Origin of the sequence: Kitasatospora sp. NPDC058046 (assembly GCF_042885595.1) — a bacterium.
Lineage (GTDB): Bacteria > Actinomycetota > Actinomycetes > Streptomycetales > Streptomycetaceae > Kitasatospora.
The window spans coordinates 513,313-530,916 of sequence record NZ_JBHVRS010000002.1 but is presented as its reverse complement, the minus strand read 5'-3'; the positions used below and the strand labels follow the sequence as shown (position 1 = coordinate 530,916).

The 17,604-nt window shown below is 71.8% G+C and carries 17 protein-coding genes and 1 riboswitch; of the genes, 12 read left to right on the top strand and 5 right to left on the bottom strand.

Annotation, left to right across the window (positions count from 1 at the left end):
* The first annotated feature begins 17 nt into the window (after positions 1 to 17).
* The 10 genes from ACFVU7_RS06590 (at position 18) to ACFVU7_RS06545 (ending at position 8,424) form a co-directional block, all read left to right on the top strand.
* The gene (locus tag ACFVU7_RS06590) at positions 18 to 578 is read left to right on the top strand and encodes a helix-turn-helix domain-containing protein (protein ID WP_388044517.1); all 561 of its coding nucleotides are present in this window, start codon (positions 18 to 20) and stop codon (positions 576 to 578) included.
* A gap of 128 nt (positions 579 to 706) precedes the next feature.
* Complete coding sequence (locus tag ACFVU7_RS06585) at positions 707 to 892, top strand: hypothetical protein (RefSeq protein WP_388044516.1); 186 nt, start codon at positions 707 to 709, stop codon at positions 890 to 892.
* Between the two features lie 84 nt (positions 893 to 976).
* Positions 977 to 2,245 carry a tyrosine-type recombinase/integrase gene (locus tag ACFVU7_RS06580; RefSeq protein WP_388044515.1) on the top strand — a complete coding sequence of 423 codons (1,269 nt, stop codon included), beginning with the start codon at positions 977 to 979 and terminating at the stop codon, positions 2,243 to 2,245.
* 235 nt (positions 2,246 to 2,480) lie between these two features.
* Positions 2,481 to 2,606: riboswitch (cobalamin riboswitch) on the top strand.
* A 122-nt stretch (positions 2,607 to 2,728) separates the two neighbouring features.
* Complete coding sequence (locus tag ACFVU7_RS06575; protein WP_388044514.1) at positions 2,729 to 3,808, top strand: FecCD family ABC transporter permease; 1,080 nt, start codon at positions 2,729 to 2,731, stop codon at positions 3,806 to 3,808.
* Positions 3,805 to 4,608: an ABC transporter ATP-binding protein gene (locus ACFVU7_RS06570; protein WP_234348192.1), complete on the top strand. Its 804-nt coding sequence runs from the start codon at positions 3,805 to 3,807 to the stop codon at positions 4,606 to 4,608. The genes ACFVU7_RS06575 and ACFVU7_RS06570 overlap by 4 nt, the downstream gene beginning before the upstream one ends.
* A gap of 15 nt (positions 4,609 to 4,623) precedes the next feature.
* Positions 4,624 to 5,616: an ABC transporter substrate-binding protein gene (locus tag ACFVU7_RS06565; RefSeq protein ID WP_388044513.1), complete on the top strand. Its 993-nt coding sequence runs from the start codon at positions 4,624 to 4,626 to the stop codon at positions 5,614 to 5,616.
* Positions 5,617 to 5,706: 90 nt separating this feature from the next.
* Complete coding sequence (locus ACFVU7_RS06560; RefSeq protein ID WP_049649431.1) at positions 5,707 to 6,090, top strand: nuclear transport factor 2 family protein; 384 nt, start codon at positions 5,707 to 5,709, stop codon at positions 6,088 to 6,090.
* Positions 6,091 to 6,100: 10 nt separating this feature from the next.
* Positions 6,101 to 6,577 carry a GNAT family N-acetyltransferase gene (locus ACFVU7_RS06555; RefSeq protein WP_049649430.1) on the top strand — a complete coding sequence of 159 codons (477 nt, stop codon included), beginning with the start codon at positions 6,101 to 6,103 and terminating at the stop codon, positions 6,575 to 6,577.
* Between the two features lie 188 nt (positions 6,578 to 6,765).
* Complete coding sequence (locus ACFVU7_RS06550) at positions 6,766 to 7,176, top strand: anti-sigma regulatory factor (protein ID WP_049649429.1); 411 nt, start codon at positions 6,766 to 6,768, stop codon at positions 7,174 to 7,176.
* A gap of 180 nt (positions 7,177 to 7,356) precedes the next feature.
* On the top strand, positions 7,357 to 8,424 hold the full coding sequence (locus ACFVU7_RS06545; protein ID WP_375877107.1) for a SigB/SigF/SigG family RNA polymerase sigma factor: 1,068 nt from the start codon (positions 7,357 to 7,359) through the stop codon (positions 8,422 to 8,424).
* A gap of 95 nt (positions 8,425 to 8,519) precedes the next feature.
* On the opposite strand, the gene ACFVU7_RS06540 is transcribed toward ACFVU7_RS06545, so the two are convergent.
* Positions 8,520 to 8,948: a hypothetical protein gene (locus ACFVU7_RS06540; protein ID WP_388044512.1), complete on the bottom strand. Its 429-nt coding sequence runs from the start codon at positions 8,946 to 8,948 to the stop codon at positions 8,520 to 8,522.
* A 50-nt stretch (positions 8,949 to 8,998) separates the two neighbouring features.
* Here ACFVU7_RS06540 and ACFVU7_RS06535 point away from each other — a divergent pair, with 50 nt between their 5' ends.
* Positions 8,999 to 9,970: a diacylglycerol/lipid kinase family protein gene (locus ACFVU7_RS06535; protein WP_388044511.1), complete on the top strand. Its 972-nt coding sequence runs from the start codon at positions 8,999 to 9,001 to the stop codon at positions 9,968 to 9,970.
* A gap of 369 nt (positions 9,971 to 10,339) precedes the next feature.
* A complete protein-coding gene (locus ACFVU7_RS06530; protein WP_014138019.1) occupies positions 10,340 to 10,591 on the top strand; it encodes a WhiB family transcriptional regulator in 252 nt (83 codons plus the stop codon).
* A 479-nt stretch (positions 10,592 to 11,070) separates the two neighbouring features.
* On the opposite strand, the gene ACFVU7_RS06525 is transcribed toward ACFVU7_RS06530, so the two are convergent.
* The 4 genes from ACFVU7_RS06525 to ACFVU7_RS06510 all read right to left on the bottom strand — a co-directional run bounded on the left by ACFVU7_RS06525 (position 11,071) and on the right by ACFVU7_RS06510 (position 17,600).
* Positions 11,071 to 12,591 carry a sensor histidine kinase gene (locus ACFVU7_RS06525; protein ID WP_181970676.1) on the bottom strand — a complete coding sequence of 507 codons (1,521 nt, stop codon included), beginning with the start codon at positions 12,589 to 12,591 and terminating at the stop codon, positions 11,071 to 11,073.
* Between the two features lie 422 nt (positions 12,592 to 13,013).
* Positions 13,014 to 14,072: an SIS domain-containing protein gene (locus tag ACFVU7_RS06520; protein WP_049649426.1), complete on the bottom strand. Its 1,059-nt coding sequence runs from the start codon at positions 14,070 to 14,072 to the stop codon at positions 13,014 to 13,016.
* 238 nt (positions 14,073 to 14,310) lie between these two features.
* Positions 14,311 to 15,609, bottom strand: a complete 1,299-nt coding sequence (locus ACFVU7_RS06515) for an extracellular solute-binding protein (RefSeq protein WP_049649425.1) — start codon at positions 15,607 to 15,609, stop codon at positions 14,311 to 14,313.
* 437 nt (positions 15,610 to 16,046) lie between these two features.
* Positions 16,047 to 17,600 carry a glycoside hydrolase family 3 protein gene (locus tag ACFVU7_RS06510; protein WP_049649424.1) on the bottom strand — a complete coding sequence of 518 codons (1,554 nt, stop codon included), beginning with the start codon at positions 17,598 to 17,600 and terminating at the stop codon, positions 16,047 to 16,049.
* Positions 17,601 to 17,604: the final 4 nt, after the last annotated feature.

The window sequence follows — 17,604 nt, the reverse complement described above, 5'->3', positions numbered from 1 at the left end:
ACGGCATGATGGGTGCCATGAGCAGAAACTGGGCCCGGCTGGGCGCCCTGCTGAGGGCGGACCGCCAGGCAGGGGGGCGCACGCAGGATGAGATGGGGGCGGAGCTCGGGGTAACCCGTAACGCTCTCGGCTCCATCGAGGCCGGCAACGCCAAACGCGTCACGAGCACGATCCGCAGCTACGCGCGCGCCGTCGGCTGGGCGGACGGCTCGGTGGAGCAGGTCTTGGCCGGCGGAGATCCCGACCGCGTCGACACCAACACGCCGACGGACCGCCCGAAGGACTCAGCTGAGGCCGCCTCCGACCGGGCGGCCCGGGCGATCGCCGATGTGCTGCTGGCCCGGCTCCCCCAGCGCGTCCTCCAGGAGCTGGCCGACGGACACATCGTCGACACCGACGTGCTCGACCTCAGGCCGGATGGCTCCGTTGCCCTGATGACCCTGGTCGTGGAGCGCGGCGGAGAACTTCCGCCGGCCGACCAGGTGCGAGACGACCTGCGCCGGTGGAGCACCGTCCAGCGTGGCCTCCGCCGATCCGTACAGGACCAGCAGGACAGCGGAGCCGACTCCTCCGAATAGCTGTACGGATTGTCGAAGGCTCAACTACACTCAGTCTCACCTGTGTGCGAGGAGGGTGGCACCGCTCAGCTCAGCAGGTGAGGGGGGACGCGCGCATGCCGCGTGTTCAGGTAGTGAGGGTCGCGGCCATGCCCCACGGGGGCCGCATGCTCCTCGACAGCTCCAACGTCCGGGACGAGACCGAGCCGATCATGGTCTGGGTCCTGGAGTCCCAGGTGAGCGCGGATGACGCACGCGCCCTGGAGATCGAAATGCAGCGCGCAGTGGACGAGGCCCTCGGTGGTCCGCCGCAGCCGCCCGACGGGCAGCGCTGATCCTCGGGATGATCCCGTGCGGCTGAGCGCCGCCGGGCTCGCCCCTTCCCTCTTCCAGCCCATTCACCCTGGGGGTGACCAGCCATGGCCCATGCCGAGAAGCGCGGGAAGTACTGGCGCGTCCGCTACAAGCGGCCGGACGGCACCTACGGCTCAGCCAGCCGCGACGACTTCGGGAACCGATTTGCGACCGAGCGCCTGGCCGAGCAGTACGGGCAGGCCATGGAGGCCGACGCCCGCCGCGGGAAGTTCCGCAACCCGCGCGGCGGCCAGCTCCTCTTCGCCGACTACGCCGAGCAGTGGCTGGAGGCGATCGACGTCGCTGAGACCACCGACCGGACGTACCGCTCGCTGATTGCGTCCCAGCTCGTCCCCGAGTGGGGGACGACCCCGCTGGCCGACATCACGACGCTCGGCTTCCGGGCCTGGAAGAAGCGGGTCGGCACGCGGTACGAGAAGAACTACGTCGACAACATGGTGAGCCTGCTGCGCGCCATGCTGGAGGACGCGGTCACCGACAAGCTGCTCACCGACAACCCGATCCCGTCCGGCCGCCGCCTGCGGCGTGGCCGGTACGTGCCGCCGGCGCAGACCGAGGACGACTACGTCCACGGCACGCCCCTCCAGATGCTCCAGGTCGCAGCCAACGCGGAAACGATCCGCGGGCTGACCGGGCTTAGCATGGTGCTCACCATCGCTTACGCCGGCCTCCGGATCGGCGAGGTCGCCGGCCTGGAGCGCGACTACGTCTGGCTCTCGGACGACCCATACGGCTCGTACCTCCGCGTCGAGCAGCAGGGCCAGTGGCTCGGCGGCGACAAGGGCTTCACCCTGCTCCCGCCGAAGTACGCGTCGTACAGGACGCTGATCCTGCCCCCGTTCCTGGCAGATCTCCTCCGACTCCAGCTCGACAGTCACGACAACCGATGGGTCTTCCCCTCGATCACCGGCAAGCCGCTGCGGGTCGATGACGAGTTCTACGGGCGCTTCTGGAAACCCATCGTGGCCGGCCGTCCGGCAGAGCCGCGGCGGAAGGGAACCCGCGGGAAGGTCGGGTTGGAGCCGGTCGCGGGCGTCGAGGAGTTGGTGCCGCACGGCGGGCGCCACGGCATGAAGGTGGGCCTTGATGAGGACGGGCATCCCTCGGTGGCCGTCGAGGCCCGGATGGGGCACCGGCTGGCCGGCGTCGAGGGCACCTACTCCCACGTGACCAAGCTGATGGAGGTCCGCATCGCGATCAGCCTTCAGGCGCGCTGGGAGCGGTCCAACGGGGTCGCTCAGACCGTCTGGGAGAGCGGATCTCCCATTTATCTCCCAGAGGTCGCCAAAGCCGCCCTGGCGGCCGCTGCGTGACCCTTCCCAAGGAACCACCTATGGACTGGGAAACCTGCCGACTACCTGCCAGAATGTCCGTGGATCATGAGCTGCGGCCTGAGACGCGCAGAGCCTCCTTCCTCTGGTCTCACCAGGGTTCGACAAGATCTTCTGGGAGACCAAGCAGGCCTGAGCCTGACGCGTCGCCACCCGACCGCCCCCGTCCGCACCGCCGGACGGGGGCGGTCGTGCGTTCACGTCCGACCCGGCCCGGTAAGGGTTGCCTGCCCTGAGTGGCTGTTATGCTGCCAGGGCGTCCGAGGGGGAAGTCCGGTGCGAATCCGGCGCTGACCCGCAACGGTGAGCACGGCCCGTACCCGCCCGTACGGCCGCGCCAGCCCGATCGCCCTCGGCCGCCGACCTCCCGACAACTCGCCGCGGACTGCGAGGGGAACGGCGCCCCGGCACGCCCCCGGCCCGCGCCCGCCCCGGCGCGCTCCCGGCCCGAGGCAAGGCGCACCCGTGAACCGCGCACCCGTCAACCGTGCAGTCGGCCCGCCCACTCGCCGAATACCCGTCGTCCCGCTCGCCGCCGGACTCGCCGCCGCCCTGCTGCTCTCCCTGGTCTGCGGGGTCGCCCTCGGCTCCTCCGGGCTCGGCCTGCCCCGGGTGCTGCGGCTCCTGGGCGCCGGGCTGACGGGCGGCCGGCTGGACGCGGACGAGGCGGCCGCGTACGCGATCGTCTGGGAGATCCGGCTGCCGCGCACCGTGCTGGCCGCCGTGGTCGGCGCCGGGCTGGCCGCCTGCGGGGTCGCCGTCCAGGCCCTGGTGCGCAACGCGCTGGCGGACCCCTTCGTGCTCGGCATCTCCTCCGGCGCGGCCGTCGGCGCCAACGCCGTGATGCTGTTCGGCGCCTTCGCCTCGCTCGGGGTGTGGGCGATCTCCGCCTCCGCCTTCGGCTCCGCGCTGGCCGCCATGACCCTGGTCTACGTCGCGGCCCGCACCGCGTACGGGCTCACCCCGCTGCGGCTGGTGCTCACCGGCACCGCGCTGTCCTACGGCTTCTCCGCCGCCACCACCCTGATGGTCTTCGCCGCCGACCGCGGCGAGGCCGCCCGGGACGTCATGATGTGGCTGCTCGGCAGCCTCGGCGGCGCCACCTGGGGCAAGGTGCCGATCGCCGCCGTCACCGTGCTGGCCGGGCTCGCCTACCTGGCCTGCACCGCCGGGCGGCTGGACGCGCTCGCGATGGGCGACGAGACCTCCGCCTCGCTCGGCGTGGACCCGGACCGGCTGCGCCGCGAGCTGTTCGTGGTGACCGCCGCCGTCACCGGCACCGTGGTCGCGGTCAGCGGGGCGATCGGCTTCGTCGGGCTGCTGATGCCGCACCTGGCGCGGATGCTGGTCGGCGCCGGGCACCGCCGGGTGCTGGTGGTCGCGCCGCTCGCCGGGGCGCTGCTGCTGGTCTGGGTGGACATCGCCTCGCGCACCCTGCTGGCGCCCGCCGAACTGCCCGTCGGGGTGTTCACCGCGGTGCTCGGCGTGCCCGCCTTCCTGGTGATGATGCGCCGCCGCGGCCAGGCCTTCGGAGGTGCCCGGTGACCGCGACGACCGACCCGACCCCGGTGCACGCCCAGGACCTCGCCGTCGACGGCGTCTCGGTGGAGCTGGCCGGCACCCGGCTGGTCCACGAGGTGAGCCTGGCGGCCGCCGCCGGGCAGGTGGTCGGCCTGATAGGCCCCAACGGCAGCGGCAAGTCGACCCTGCTGCGCTGCGTCTACCGGGTGCTGAAGCCGGCCGGCGGCGTGGTCCGGCTGGCCGGCGACGACCTGCACGCCCTCACCGCCCGCGAGAGCGCCCGCCGGGTGGCCGCGCTGACCCAGGAGCACTCCGCCGAGTTCGACTTCACCGTCGCCGAGGTGGTCGCCATGGGCCGGCTGCCGCACCGCCGCGGCTTCGGCGCCCAAGTCGACGGGGACGAGCGGCGCTGCGCCGAGGCGCTGCGCAAGGTCCGGGCCGGGCACCTCGCCGAGCGGGGCTTCCTGAGCCTGTCCGGGGGCGAGAAGCAGCGGGTGCTGTTCGCCCGCGCGCTGGTCCAGGAGCCGCGCCTGCTGGTGCTCGACGAACCCACCAACCACCTCGACATCGCGCACCAGTTGGAGGTGCTGGCGCTCGCCCGCGAGGCCGGTCCGACGGTGCTCACCGCGCTGCACGACCTCAACCTGGCGGCGGGCCACTGCGACCTGCTGTACGTCCTGCGGGACGGCCGGATCGTCGCCTCCGGGCCGCCCGACGAGGTGCTCCGACCCGCCCTGCTGGCCGAGGTGTTCGGCGTCCGGGGCACCCCGGTGCGCCACCCGGAGACCGGCGCCCTCCAGCTGCTCTTCGACCGCCTCCCCTGACCCCAAGGAACTCCCGTGCGCACCAAGGCCGTTGCCGCCACCGCCCTGCTCGCCCTCGGACTCGTCGGCTGCGGCGCCGAGATCGCCCCGAAGGAGGCCGCCACCGCCTCCGCCCACTACCCCGTGACGGTGGACAACTGCGGGGAGAAGCTCACCTTCGCGCAGAAGCCCGCCCGGGTGGTGACCAACGACGTCAACATCACCGAACTGATGCTCTCGCTCGGCCTCGCCGACCGGATGGCCGGCTACGTGATGCCCGACGACAAGGGGAAGATCGACCAGGTCGCCTGGAAGGACGGCTACCAGCAGACCACCTGGCTCTCCAAGAAGATCCTCACCAAGGAGATCGCGCTGGACGCCAAGGCCGACCTGGTCTTCGCCGGCTGGCACTACGGCTTCGACGAGGGCAGCGGCGTCACCCCGCAGGCCTTCAGGGCGCTCGGCGTCGACTCGTACGTGCTCAGCGAGTCCTGCCGCAGCGGCAAGGGCACCGAGCGCGGCGTGATGGACCCGCTGGAGGCGCTCTACACCGACCTGGCCAACCTCGGCGAGATCTTCGACGTCAAGGACCGCTCCGACCAGCTGATCGCGGACTTCAAGGCGCGGATCGCCGCCGTCCCGCCGGCCGAGCGCCGCCCCTCCGTCTTCCTGTACGACAGCGGGCAGGACAAGCCGTACACCGCCGGGAAGTTCGCCGCCGCCAACGAGATCATCGCCAAGGCGGGCGGGACCAACATCATGGGCGACCTCGCCGACAGCTGGGTCACGGCCGGCTGGGAGAGCGTGGTGCAGCGCGACCCCGAGGTGATCGTGATCAACGACTACGCGACGCCGAAGGCCGAGGAGAAGCGGAAGTTCCTGATGTCCTTCCCGCCGCTGGCCAACGTCGCCGCGGTCAGGAACGGCCGGATCTTCGTCATGGACTACGTCGACCTGGTGGAGAGCCCGCGCAACCCGGCCGCGATCAGCGCGCTGGCCGCCTACCTGCGCACCGTGCCGGCCTCCTGACCGGCCCGGATCCCGCTCCTCCGGGTCCGGGCGGCCGCGGGCGTACGCTCAAGGTACGAGCCGACGGAACCCGACCGGAGGAGCGAGATCATGACCACCACGACGGCCCCCGCCGCCTTCGACACCCGCGCACTGCGCGAGGGCATCGAACGCCGCGACGCCGAGGCCCTCCTGGCGCTCTACGCGGAGGACGCCGAACTGCGCATGGTCGACCGCAAGACCCAGCCCAGCCACCCCCTGGTGATGCACGGGCGGGAGGAGATCGGCGCCATGCTGGACGACGTCTACGGCCGCGAGATGACCCACACACTGGAACAGGTGGTCGTCCAGGGCGACCACGTCGCCTTCCTGGAGTCCTGCCGGTACCCGGACGGCGTCCGGGTGCTGATGTCCTCGATGGCCGGTCTGCGGGACGGCCGGATCATCGACCAGACCTCCCTCCAGGCCTGGGACGAGACCGGTCCCGAGCAGTAGGCTCACGGACATGATCCGCACCGCCGTCGCCACCGACGTCCCCGTCGTCCACGCCATGATCCGCGAACTCGCGGAGTACGAGAAGGCCCTGCACGAGGCGAAGGCCACCGAGGAGCAGCTGCACGAGGCCCTGTTCGGCGAGAACCCGGCCCTGTTCGGGCTGATCGCCGAGGACGACGCCACCGGTGAACCGGTCGGCTTCGCGGTCTGGTTCCGCAACTTCTCGACCTGGCGCGGCACCCACGGGATCTACCTGGAGGACCTGTACGTCCGCCCGGAGGCGCGCGGCGGCGGCCACGGCAAGGCGCTGCTGCTCGAACTCGCCCGGATCGCCGTCGAGCGCGGCTACTCCCGGGTCGAGTGGTCGGTCCTGGACTGGAACCAGCCCTCGATCGACTTCTACAAGTCGATCGGCGCGGTGCCGATGGACGAGTGGACGGTGTACCGGCTCTCCGACGGGGCGCTGGCCGCCGCCGGGCAGCGCTGAACGGCTCCCGGGAGTCCGGGGAAAGGGTCTGCCACCCTGCGTCGCAATGCCTTACCATGAGTAACTCCCGAACCGGGGTGCGGAAGGCAGAGCGATGGCGGATCCGCGGCGCCGGGCCCCCTTCGGGGGTAGCAAGCGGTAACAAGCGGGGTACCAAGAAAGCACAGCGCGCCACCCAGGAGGCAAGGGTGTCCCAGATCGACGGCGATCTCGGCGTTCAGGACTTCGTGGAGGTCCGGCTGCCCGCAGCCGGGGCCTACCTCTCCGTCCTGCGAACAGCGACGGCCGGGTTGGCGGCCCGGTTGGACTTCACGCTCGACGAGATCGAGGACCTGCGGATCGCGGTCGACGAGGCCTGCGCCATCCTGCTCCAGCAGGCGGTGCCCGGCTCCGTACTGTCCTGCGAGTTCCGGCTGGTCGGCGACTCGTTGAAGGTCACCGTCTCCGCCCCGACCACCGACGGCAAGGCTCCCGAACGGGACACCTTCGCCTGGACGGTGCTCTCCGCCCTGGCCGGCGAGGTCGACTCCTCGGTCGCCGAGGACAGGACCGTGACGATCAGCCTGCACAAGAAGCGCGGCGGGTCCCCCTCCCACTAGTCGGGCGCCGGACCGCACCGCACGACCGAGCAGCACCGAGCAGCACCCGCGCAAGGGCCGTCCGCCGCTCCCCCGCTCAGGGGACCGACGGACGGCTCCCGGTACCGCCACCCACGCGGTACGACCAACGAGACGATTCCGGGGCCACCGGCCCCGGTGCTCCCGGAACGGAACGGGGGAATGGCCGTGAGTGATCTGGACCGTACCGGCCTCGCGACGGCGGGACCTGCCGTACCGACCCAGGCGAGCGTTCCCGGCCTCGCCGCCAACGACGAAGCGCACCCGAAGGACGCCCAGCGGATGAGCCACCCCACCGAGCCGACGTCCGAGCCGACGCCTGCCTCCGCGCCCCCGCCGGACCCGGTGGACGAGACGGCCCCGGCCGTCGGGACGGAACCGGCGGTCGAGGCCGACCCCGCGGTCGAGGCCGAGTCGCCGGCCGAGGTCGAGCCGCACGTCGCCCTGCCCGCCCAGGGCTCGCACCGCACCGGCGCCCCGGACCGGGAGGCCGCCCGCGCGCTGTTCGTCCGGCTGTCCGCACTGCCCGAGGGCTCCCCGGAGCGGGTCGAGCTGCGCAACCAGCTGGTGCGGATGCACATCCCGCTGGTCGAGCACCTGGCCCGGCGCTTCCGCAACCGGGGCGAGCCGCTGGACGACCTGACCCAGGTCGCCACCATCGGCCTGATCAAGTCGGTGGACCGCTTCGACCACGAGCGCGGGGTCGAGTTCTCCACCTACGCGACGCCGACCATCGTCGGGGAGATCAAGCGGCACTTCCGCGACAAGGGCTGGGCGGTGCGCGTCCCGCGCCGCCTCCAGGAGCTGCGGCTGTCGCTCACCACGGCGACCAGCGAGCTCTCCCAGCGGCACGGCCGCTCCCCCACGGTGCACGAGCTGGCCGAGCACCTGGGGATCTCCGAGGAGGACGTCCTGGAGGGCCTGGAATCCGCCAACGCGTACTCCACGCTGTCCCTGGACGTGCCGGACAGCGACGACGAGTCGCCGGCCGTCGCGGACACCCTGGGCGCGACCGACGAGGCGCTGGAGGGCGTCGAGTACCGCGAGTCGCTCAAGCCGCTGCTGGCCCAACTGCCGCCCCGGGAGCAGAAGATCCTGGTGCTGCGGTTCTTCCGGAACATGACCCAGTCGCAGATCGCCGCCGAGGTGGGGATCTCCCAGATGCACGTGTCCCGGCTGCTCGCCCGGACGTTGGCCCAGCTGCGGGAGAAGCTCTTGGTGGAGGAGTAGGGCTGACGCTCCTTCAGCCTCCCGGCTTGAGGCTCCCCGGCTTCAAGCCGCCGGCTTCAGGCTCCCGGCTTCAGGCTCCCGGCGGCCCTGTACCCCTAGTCCTCGGACGGGGCGTACAGGGCCGCCGTCGACTTCGGGTTCAGCAGGCAGCCGATGCCCACCAGGCCGAGCGCCCCGACCAACACGCCGACCGCGATCATCGCGCCGCCGCTCTCGGCCATGTAGTAGCCGACCGGCAGGCAGATCGAGTTGGTCAGCACCGCCGGACTGCGGCCCCAGCGGCGCCCCTTGAGCAGGGCGCGGGCGGCCAGCACCGGCAGCACCCCGAGCAGCACGATGACCGCTCCGCCGAACTCGTTCAGGGCCAGCTGCTTGGACTGGCCGGACAGCGCGGCCACCATGTCCCAGACGCCGACGACGGCCAGCGCGGCGCCCGCCAGGGCCGTGATGGCGGCGCCCAGGGTCAGGGAGGCCGGGCGGCCGGATCCGGCCGAGGGTACGGGTGCGGAGGTTTCTGCGGTCACTCCAGCAGGGTAGCCGCCGGTTGCTCCGTACCGACCCGTAGGCTTTCCCCATGCGCGCTCTCCTGGTCGTGAACCACAAGGCCACCACCACCAGTGGCCGGACCAGGGACGTCCTGATCCACGCCCTGCGCAGCGATCTCAAGCTGGAGGTCGCCGAGACCCGCTACCGGGGCCACGCGCGCGACCTGGCCCGCGAGGCGGCGGAGGACGGCACGGTCGACCTGGTGGTGGCGCTGGGCGGGGACGGCACCGTCAACGAGGTGGTGAACGGGCTGCTGGCGCACGGCCCGAGCGAGAAGGTCCCGCGACTGGCCGTGGTGCCGGGCGGTTCGACCAATGTGTTCGCCCGCGCGCTGGGCCTGCCCAACGACCCGGTGGAGGCCACCGGCGCCCTGCTGGACGCGCTGGAGCACGGCCGGGAGCGGCCGATCGGGCTGGGCAAGGCGATGACCGACGGACTGCCGGACCGCTGGTTCACCTTCACCGCCGGCCTCGGCTTCGACGCCGGGGTGGTCGGGCGGGTCGAGGAGCAGCGCCGGGCCGGGCGCAAGTCCACCCACGCCCTGTACGTCGGCCAGGCCCTGCGGCACTACTTCACCCAGCGTGAGCAGCGCCGTTCCGGCCCCGTCTCCCTGGAGCTGCCGGGCCACGAGCGGGTTCCGGGCCTGGTGCTGTCGATAGTCAGCAACACCTCTCCCTGGACGTTCCTCGGCAACCGTCCGGTCTACCCCTCACCGCTCGCCTCCTTCGACACGGACCTGGACGTCTTCGGCATCACCCGGATGACGGCGTTCGGCACCGCTCGAACGGTCCGTCAGATCCTGCGGTCGTACACGACTTCGAGTGACGGCGCCCCTCCCAGCGGCCCCTCCGGGAAGCACGTCGTCTCCTATCACGACGTCAGACACTTCACCTTGGTTTCGGAGGAACCGGCCCCGTTCCAGGTCGACGGGGACCATCTTGGAGACAGGAGTCGCGTCAGTTTCACAGGCGTACGGCGGGCACTGCGTGTGATTGTGTGACTGGAAGGGGGGTTCCTCCTTCTTCTCGAACGCACAAGCCCCCTTCACTCCATAGAAGTACTGGCTGTGAGCTAGGCGACACCGAAGAATCCAAAATTCCTCCCCGAAGGGGGTTGTATCCGAGCCCGAGGTTTGCGAACCTCTACATGGCGATCGGGACACATCGCAGCGACGGCAACTCCGGAACCACAGGAGCGCCGACCGCGGGGTGTCCCTCGAATCGCCGAATCCCCCCCAGCACAGACCACCCGGGCCCGACGGGCCTTTGGTCTCTTTTGCTGTTGCGGGATTCGTGAAAGCGTTCACATTCACAAGCCATTCGATTATGCCGATCGGGCCACCCCCCGCGGCAGGAGGAGTTGGACGACCATGGACTGGCGCCACCGCGCTGTCTGCCGCGAAGAGGACCCCGAGCTGTTCTTCCCGATCGGGAACACCGGTCCTGCTCTGCTGCAGATCGAGGAAGCCAAGGCCGTGTGCCGCCGCTGTCCGGTGATGGAGCAGTGCCTCCAGTGGGCGCTCGAGACCGGTCAGGACGCCGGCGTCTGGGGCGGCATGAGCGAGGACGAGCGCCGCGCGATGAAGCGCCGTGCAGCCCGCAACCGCGCCCGCACCGCCTGATCACCCGGCGATCACACGCCGTAGTACCAGCAGTGACCGCAGTACCGATCGACACATGATCAAAGGCTTCCCTGCACCTCCTGGTGAAGCCTTCCGCACCAAGGACCTCGCCCAGCCAGGTCCCGCGACACCGGACCCGCCCAAGCACTTGATACTGTTCACTTAGAGCAATATCGTGGAGCTGTGGCGCTCACCGTGTGCAACGCACCGGCGAGGTGTCGCACCACCCAGAGCCCCCGCTCCGGCCGACTCCCCCCGACGGCCGGAACGGGTTGAGAGGCCCTGTCGACCCACCCCCCCCCCGGTCGACAGGGCCTCGTTTCTGTTTCCGCACCCTTTCCGCACCCCGGCGTGCGGGTGCGCGCACCCGGCGCTTCCGCCGGACGCACGCCCCCTCCACGCACCTGTGCGCATCCCCGCGCAACGGTTTCCTCGCGCAACGGTTTCCTCGCGCAACGGTTTCCCCGCGGACGGGGATCTCAGCGGACGGGGATCTCCAGGATCACCTTCGTACCGCCGTTCGGGCCGGCCACCATGTCGAAGGTGCCGCCCAGTTCGCCGGTGGCCAGCGTCCGGACGATCTGCAGCCCGAGGTTGCCCGCCGTCTTCGGGTCGAAGCCCTCCGGCATGCCCCGGCCGTCGTCCTGCACCGTGATCAGCAGGTACTCCTCCGGCCGGGCGCCGCCGTTCCAGGTGTCCGACCAGCCCTTGCCGGTCGCCGGGGCCCGCCCGCGCAGCGCGCTGACCTCCAGGTTCCCGGAGGCGGTCGGACCGAACGCGTGCTCCAGGGCGTTCTGGAGCAGTTCGGTCAGCACCATCGACAGCGGGGTGGCCACCTCGGCGGAGAGGATCCCGAAGCTGCCGGTGCGGCGGGTCGCCACCCGGCCGTCCTGGGTCAGCTCCATCGCCATCGCCAGCACCCGGTCGGCGATCTCGTCGAAGGCCACCTGCTCGTCCAGCGCCTGGGAGAGCGTCTCGTGCACGATCGCGATCGAGCCGACCCGGCGCACCGCCTCGTCCAGCGCGGCCCGGGCGGACTCCGACTCCATCCGGCGGGACTGCAGCCGCAGCAGGGCCGCGACGGTCTGCAGGTTGTTCTTCACCCGGTGGTGGATCTCCCGGATGGTGGCGTCCTTGGTCATCAACTCGCGGTCGCGGCGGCGCAGCTCGGTCACGTCCCGGCAGAGCACCAGCGAACCGGTCAGGGTGCCCTTGGGCTTGAGCGGGATCGCCCGCAGGGTCACCACTCCCCCCTGCGCCTCCACCTCGGTCTGCCGGGGCGCCCAGCCGCTCGCCAGCTTCACCAGCGCCTCGTGGACGGCCGAGCGGGACGGCGGGGCGAGGTCGGCGGTGGCCCGGCCGAGGTGGCTGCCGACCAGGTCGGTGGTGAGGCCGAGGCGGTGGTACGCGGAGAGGGCGTTGGGGCTGGCGTAGGTGACCACGCCGTCCGCGTCCAGCCGGATCAGGCCGTCGCCGACCCGGGGGGCCGCGTCCATGTCGGCCTGCTCGACGCCGGGGAAGGGGAAGGAGCCGGCCGCGATCATCTGGGCCAGGTCGGAGGCGCTCTGGAGGTAGGTGAGCTCCAGCCGGCTGGGGGTGCGGACGGTCAGCAGGTTGGTGTTGCGGGCGATCACGCCCAGCACCTTGCCCTCGCGCCGGACCGGGATCGACTCGACCCGGACCGGGACCTCCTCGCGCCACTCCGGGTCGCCCTCGCGCACGATCCGGCCCTCGTCGAAGGCGGCGTCCAGCAGCGGGCGGCGGCCGCGCGGGACGAGGTGGCCGACCATGTCGTCCTGGTAGGAGGTGGGCCCGGTGTTGGGCCGCATCTGCGCCACCGAGACGTAGCGGATGCCGTCCCAGGTGGGGATCCACAGCACCAGGTCGGCGAAGGAGAGGTCGGAGAGCAGCTGCCACTCCGAGACCAGGTGGTGGAGCCATTCCACATCGGCCCCGGTGAGGGTGGTGTGGCGGCGGACGAGTTCGTTCAGCGAGGGCACATGGCGAGGGTAGCGCCGCCGGTCCGGGCCGGGCGCGCCAGGCCTCCCGCCGGGTCCGGACACCCCCTGAGTTGTTTAGACCAATTTTCCGGGAGGCCTGGACAACCGAGATTGGTCTAGTCCACAATGGAAGGGCACCAAGGAGAGGTCCCCGCGCAACTGCCCTGACCGCGCGCGGCCCCTCCTCGGTCGGACGCCGCAGATCGAGGACCCCGCACAGTTCTCGATCCCATCTGGCGCCCGACGACAGCTCCGGGCTGCGGTGCCGCATGGGTTGAGGGTCCCGTGTCGGCGCCGTGGCCCGTAGTGTTTTCCATCCCCGGAACCATGTCTCCGCCGCTCAACGAGCCGGCCCCGGTCCACAACCCGTGGACCGGGGCCGGCTCGCGTGCGGGACGGGCTATCGCCGCGCGCGGGACGGGCTACCGCGTCTCGGTGACCTTGGCCAGGGCGCGCGGGGCGTCCGGGTCCTGGCCGCGGGCGATGGTGACCTCGTAGGCCAGCAGCTGCAGCGGCAGGATCTCCAGGATCGGCTGCACCTCCTCGGGCACGCCGGCCGGCAGCGCGAAGCCGGCCGAGGCGGCGTCCACCTGCGCCTGCTGGCCGACCACCACCAGGTCCGCGCCGCGCCCGCGCAGCCGGTCCAGCACCGGCTGGAGGGCCTCGCCGCCCTTGCCGTCCGGGACGATCGCGATCACCGGCGAGACGTTGTCCACCATCGCCAGCGGGCCGTGCAGCAGGTCGGCGCCGGAGAACGGGGTGGCCGGGATGTAGGTGGTCTCCATCAGCTTGAGCGCCGCCTCGCGGGCGGTCGGGTAGCCGTAGCCGCGCGAGGTGATCACCAGGCGCTGGGCGAAGCGGTAGCGCTCCGCCAACGCCTTCACCTCGGCCCGGCGGGACAGCACCCCGGCGGCCAGGCCCGGCAGCTCCTTGGCGGCCGCTCCGTCGCCCCCGCGCAGGCCCTCGACCAGCAGGTAGAGCGCCAGCAGCTCGGCGGTGTACGTCTTGGTGGCCGGCAGCGCCTTCTCCGGGCCGGCCAGCACGTCGATGTGGAACTCGGAGACCTCGGCGAGCGGCGAGGCGGCGTTGTTGGTCACCGCGAGCGTGACGGCCCCGGCCTCGCGGGCGGCCTTGGTGGAGGCCACCAGGTCGGGCGAGCCGCCGGACTGGCTGACGGTGACGACCAGCACGTCGGTGAGGTCCGGCTTGGCGCCGTACGCGGTGGTGGTGGACATCGAGGTCAGGCCGGCCGGCTTGCCGAGCAGGATCTCGATCAGGTACTTGGCGTACAGCGCGGCGTTGTCGGACGTGCCGCGCGCGGTGAGCAGGACGAAGCGCGGGCGGCGGGCGGCGATCTGTGCGGCGACCTCGCGGATCTTCGGGGCACCCTCGTCGAGGATGCGCTGGAGGACGGCCGGCTGCTCGGCCATCTCCGCCGCCATGATCCGGCCGGGGACGGGAACGGTCTGCGGGTCGGACATCTGGGTCTGCCTCCGGTGAGACGGTTCGACCCCGCTCGGGCGGCTGCCCGGCGGGGACCTCCAGGCGGCGAGTCCGCACACTCGCTGCGGTCCTTCGTCCCACGATCCTACGGGCGCGCCCGCCGCCGGGCACCTCCGTCCGCACACCCGCGCGCCCCGCGCGCACGCCCACCCGCGCGCCCCTCCGGACGCCCTTCCGACGGCGGGACGGGCGTCCGGAGCCGGGCGCGACGGGAGGTCAGGACGCCTTGTTGATCAGCTGGTCGATCGCGGCGTCGGCCTCCTTGGTGGCCTGGTCCACCGACTTGCCCTTGAGGATCGAGGTCAGCATGTCCGGGATGATCTTCTGCTTCTCGACCGCGCCCCAGCCGGGGGCCAGCGGGGTGAACCAGGCGTCCGGGACGGCGTTGGCCGCGGCGGCGGTGCTCGGCTTGCTCTTCAGCGGGTTCAGCTGGGTCAGGTTGTTCGGCAGGATGTCCTTGTCGGCCAGCGCCTGCTCGGACTTGGTGCTGGTGAACATCCGGATCCAGTCGGTGGCCAGCGCCACCTGCTGGGACTTGGCGGTGACGGCGAGGTCGGAGCCGCCGATGAAGGTCGGCAGCGGCTTGCCGTCCGGGCCGGGCATGGTGGCCACCTTGACGGCGTCCTTGAGGCTCGGGTCGCCGGTGACCGGCGCGGTGACGCTGGCCGCCTCGTAGCCGTTGCCGTAGAAGGACGCGGCGTGCCCGCGGGCCATCGACTCGAACTGGTTCTGCTCGTTCACCGCCAGGTCGCCCTTGTTGTACTTGCGCACCAGGTCGACGAAGTGGCTGATGCCCTGCTGGGACTTGGGGTCGTGCAGGGTGCCGTGCCAGTTGCCGGAGCCGTCGAACTTGGCGATGCCGCCGCCGTACGCGGCCACGTAGCTCATCGCGGCGTACCAGTACGGGCCGGGCAGGTAGAGCGGGGAGAAGGTCTTGTCGGCCTTGTTCCGGTCCGCGACCTTGTCCAGCGCGGCCAGCAGCTCCGCCTCGGTCTTCGGGAAGTCGGCGCTGCCGGTGGCCTGCTGGAAGGCGGTGGAGTTGTAGATGGCGACCCGGGAGCCGGCGTAGTAGGGCACGCACCAGAGCTTGTCCTGGTACGTGCAGGTGTTGGCGAGCGCCTTGATCCAGCTGTCGGAGTTGTCGAAGGTGCCGCGGTCCACCGGGGCCAGCGCGCCGGAGAGCACGTACTTCATGGTCTCGGTGTTGCCCAGCTCGACCACGTCGGGGGCGCTGCCGTCGGCGATGGCCTTGTCGAGCTTGGCCAGCTTGTCGGCCCAACCCTGGTAGGCGAGCTTGAGGGTGACGTTCGGGTACTTCGCCGCGAACTCGTCGTTGACCCGCTGGACCAGGTCCGGCCAGTTCTTCTGGGCGTCGTCCATCAGCCAGACGGTGACGGTGCCACCGGCGGCCTTCGGGTCCGCGGAACCGGCCGCGCCGGCGTCGCCCGAGGGCTTCGCCGTCGAGGAACAGGCCGTCAGACCGACCGCCAGTGCCAGGGTCCCGAGCGTCGACATGAGCTGACGCTTCTTCACGCCATCCTCCGAGGGGTGTAGAGCCGTTGTGCCCGCCGGCAGCGTGATTGGCGCCCGTGGCGGAGAGTCCGGACAGGGGGCGGCGAAGAGCTTGGGGGAGGGCCGATACCACATCCGGCGAGGTTGAATCTCGAACCGGATGACTGGACTCTGGCCTAGACCATAGGTGGTGTCAACGACCAAAAGCCTTCGTCGGGGCGGCCGTTGCAGAGCCGTTGTACCGCGTGGCCGCCAGTCGTCGTTCCGTCACCCTAAGTAGGTCTTAAGGTGGATTTAAGGCCTGCTTGAGGGAACACGGTCACTCGGTGGTCTCCCGGGTCGACGGCGGGGAAACAGAACGGGCCCGCCATGCGACATGCGCATGACGGGCCCGTTCACCGACGCCACCGGACAGCGCCGGTGACGTCGCGTCGATCGTGTCAGCCGACCGCTCCCGGCTGCCCGGTGAGGACCTCCACGGCCGCCAGTCCGCAGACCCGGGCGGCGCCGTGGGTGGCGATGTACAGCGCGCCGACCGGCTCCGACTGGGGCAGGCCCATCTCGACCACGGCGGCGTCCGGCCGGGCCGCCACCAGGCGGCGCAGCGCGGCGGACATCCACGCGTGCCGGTGCGCGTCCCGGACCACCAGCACCAGGCGGCGGCCCTCGGCGCCGGCCAGCAGCTCGCCGACCAGGGCGTCCAGCAGCTCCGGCGCGGCCTCGGCCGCCGACACCGCGCGGGTGCGGGTGCCGGGGAAGCGGTCCGCCAGCATGCCGGCCACGCCCCACGGGGTGACGTCGCCGACCGCGATGTTCGGCTCGTCCGAGAACGAGGCCACGTACGGGCGCTCGCTCACCGGCGGCACCACCTGGCCCGGCGCCCGGACCACCTTGAGCGCCCGGCGCGCGGCCCGCAGGCCGACCGCCAGGTCCGGCTCGACCCGCTCGCCCTGGGCCGCGATCCGGCCCCAGCTGCCCAGCGCCCGGACCCGCTCGGCGGCGTCCGCCAGCCGCTCCTCGGCGAGCAGGCCGGAGCGCACGCCCGCCACGATGGCGTCGCGCAGCATCAGCACGGTCTCCTCGTCGGCCAGCCCGCCGCCGACGCAGATCGCGTCCGCGCCGGCCGCCAGGGCCAGCACGGTGCCCTCGCCCATCCCGAAGGTGTCGGCGATGGCGCCCATCTCGATCGCGTCGCTGACGATCAGGCCCTGGTAGCCGAGGCCGCCGTCGGCCGGGGCCGCGCGCAGCAGGTCGCGCAGCACGGTCGGGCTCAGGGTGGCCGGCAGCTTCGGGTCCAGCGCCGGGATCATGATGTGGGCGGTCATCACGGCCTTGGTGCCGGCCGCGATCGCCGCCTGGAACGGGATCAGGTCGCGGGCCCGCAGCACGTCCAGGTCGACGTCGATGACCGGCAGGCCGTGGTGCGAGTCCACCGCGGTGTCGCCGTGGCCGGGGAAGTGCTTGGAGCAGGCGGCCACGCCGGCCGACTGCAGGCCCTCCACCCAGGCGGCGGTGTGCCGGGCGCACAGCTCGGGGTCGGCGCCGAAGGAGCGGACGCCGATGACCGGGTTGCGCGGGTTGGAGTTGACGTCCGCGGTGGGCGCCCAGTTGTAGTTGACGCCGGCCGCGGCCAGTGCCCGGCCCAGCTCGCGGGCGACGTCCCGGGTCAGCGCCGGGTCGTCGATCGCGCCGAGCGCGAGGTTGCCCGGCCAGGACGAGCCGGAGCCCGCCTCCAGCCGGGTGACGTCGCCGCTCTCCTCGTCGATGGCGATCAGGAGGTCGGGGTTCTCGGCGCGCAGCGCCCGGGTGAGCGCGGACAGCTGGTCGAGGTCGACCACGTTGCGGTCGAACAGCGCGACCGAGCCGAGGCCCGCGGCGAGGTGGCGGCGCAGCCACTCCGGCGGCTCGGTGCCGACGAAGCCGGGCTGGAGGACGGTCAGGGCGTCGCGGTGCAGCTGGTCGCTGTCCGGCACGGTGGGAACGAGGATGCTCACGTGG

Bases quoted from the DNA above. Each gene is read 5' to 3' on its own strand.
- ACFVU7_RS06590 (WP_388044517.1), top strand. From the start codon at position 18: ATGAGCAGAAACTGGGCCCGGCTGGGCGCCCTGCTGAGGGCGGACCGC.
- ACFVU7_RS06585 (WP_388044516.1), top strand. From the start codon at position 707: ATGCCCCACGGGGGCCGCATGCTCCTCGACAGCTCCAACGTCCGGGAC.
- ACFVU7_RS06580 (WP_388044515.1), top strand. From the start codon at position 977: ATGGCCCATGCCGAGAAGCGCGGGAAGTACTGGCGCGTCCGCTACAAG.
- ACFVU7_RS06560 (WP_049649431.1), top strand. From the start codon at position 5,707: ATGACCACCACGACGGCCCCCGCCGCCTTCGACACCCGCGCACTGCGC.
- ACFVU7_RS06555 (WP_049649430.1), top strand. From the start codon at position 6,101: ATGATCCGCACCGCCGTCGCCACCGACGTCCCCGTCGTCCACGCCATG.
- ACFVU7_RS06545 (WP_375877107.1), top strand. From the start codon at position 7,357: ATGGCCGTGAGTGATCTGGACCGTACCGGCCTCGCGACGGCGGGACCT.
- ACFVU7_RS06535 (WP_388044511.1), top strand. From the start codon at position 8,999: ATGCGCGCTCTCCTGGTCGTGAACCACAAGGCCACCACCACCAGTGGC.
- ACFVU7_RS06530 (WP_014138019.1), top strand. From the start codon at position 10,340: ATGGACTGGCGCCACCGCGCTGTCTGCCGCGAAGAGGACCCCGAGCTG.
- ACFVU7_RS06520 (WP_049649426.1), bottom strand. From the start codon at position 14,072: ATGTCCGACCCGCAGACCGTTCCCGTCCCCGGCCGGATCATGGCGGCG.
- ACFVU7_RS06515 (WP_049649425.1), bottom strand. From the start codon at position 15,609: ATGTCGACGCTCGGGACCCTGGCACTGGCGGTCGGTCTGACGGCCTGT.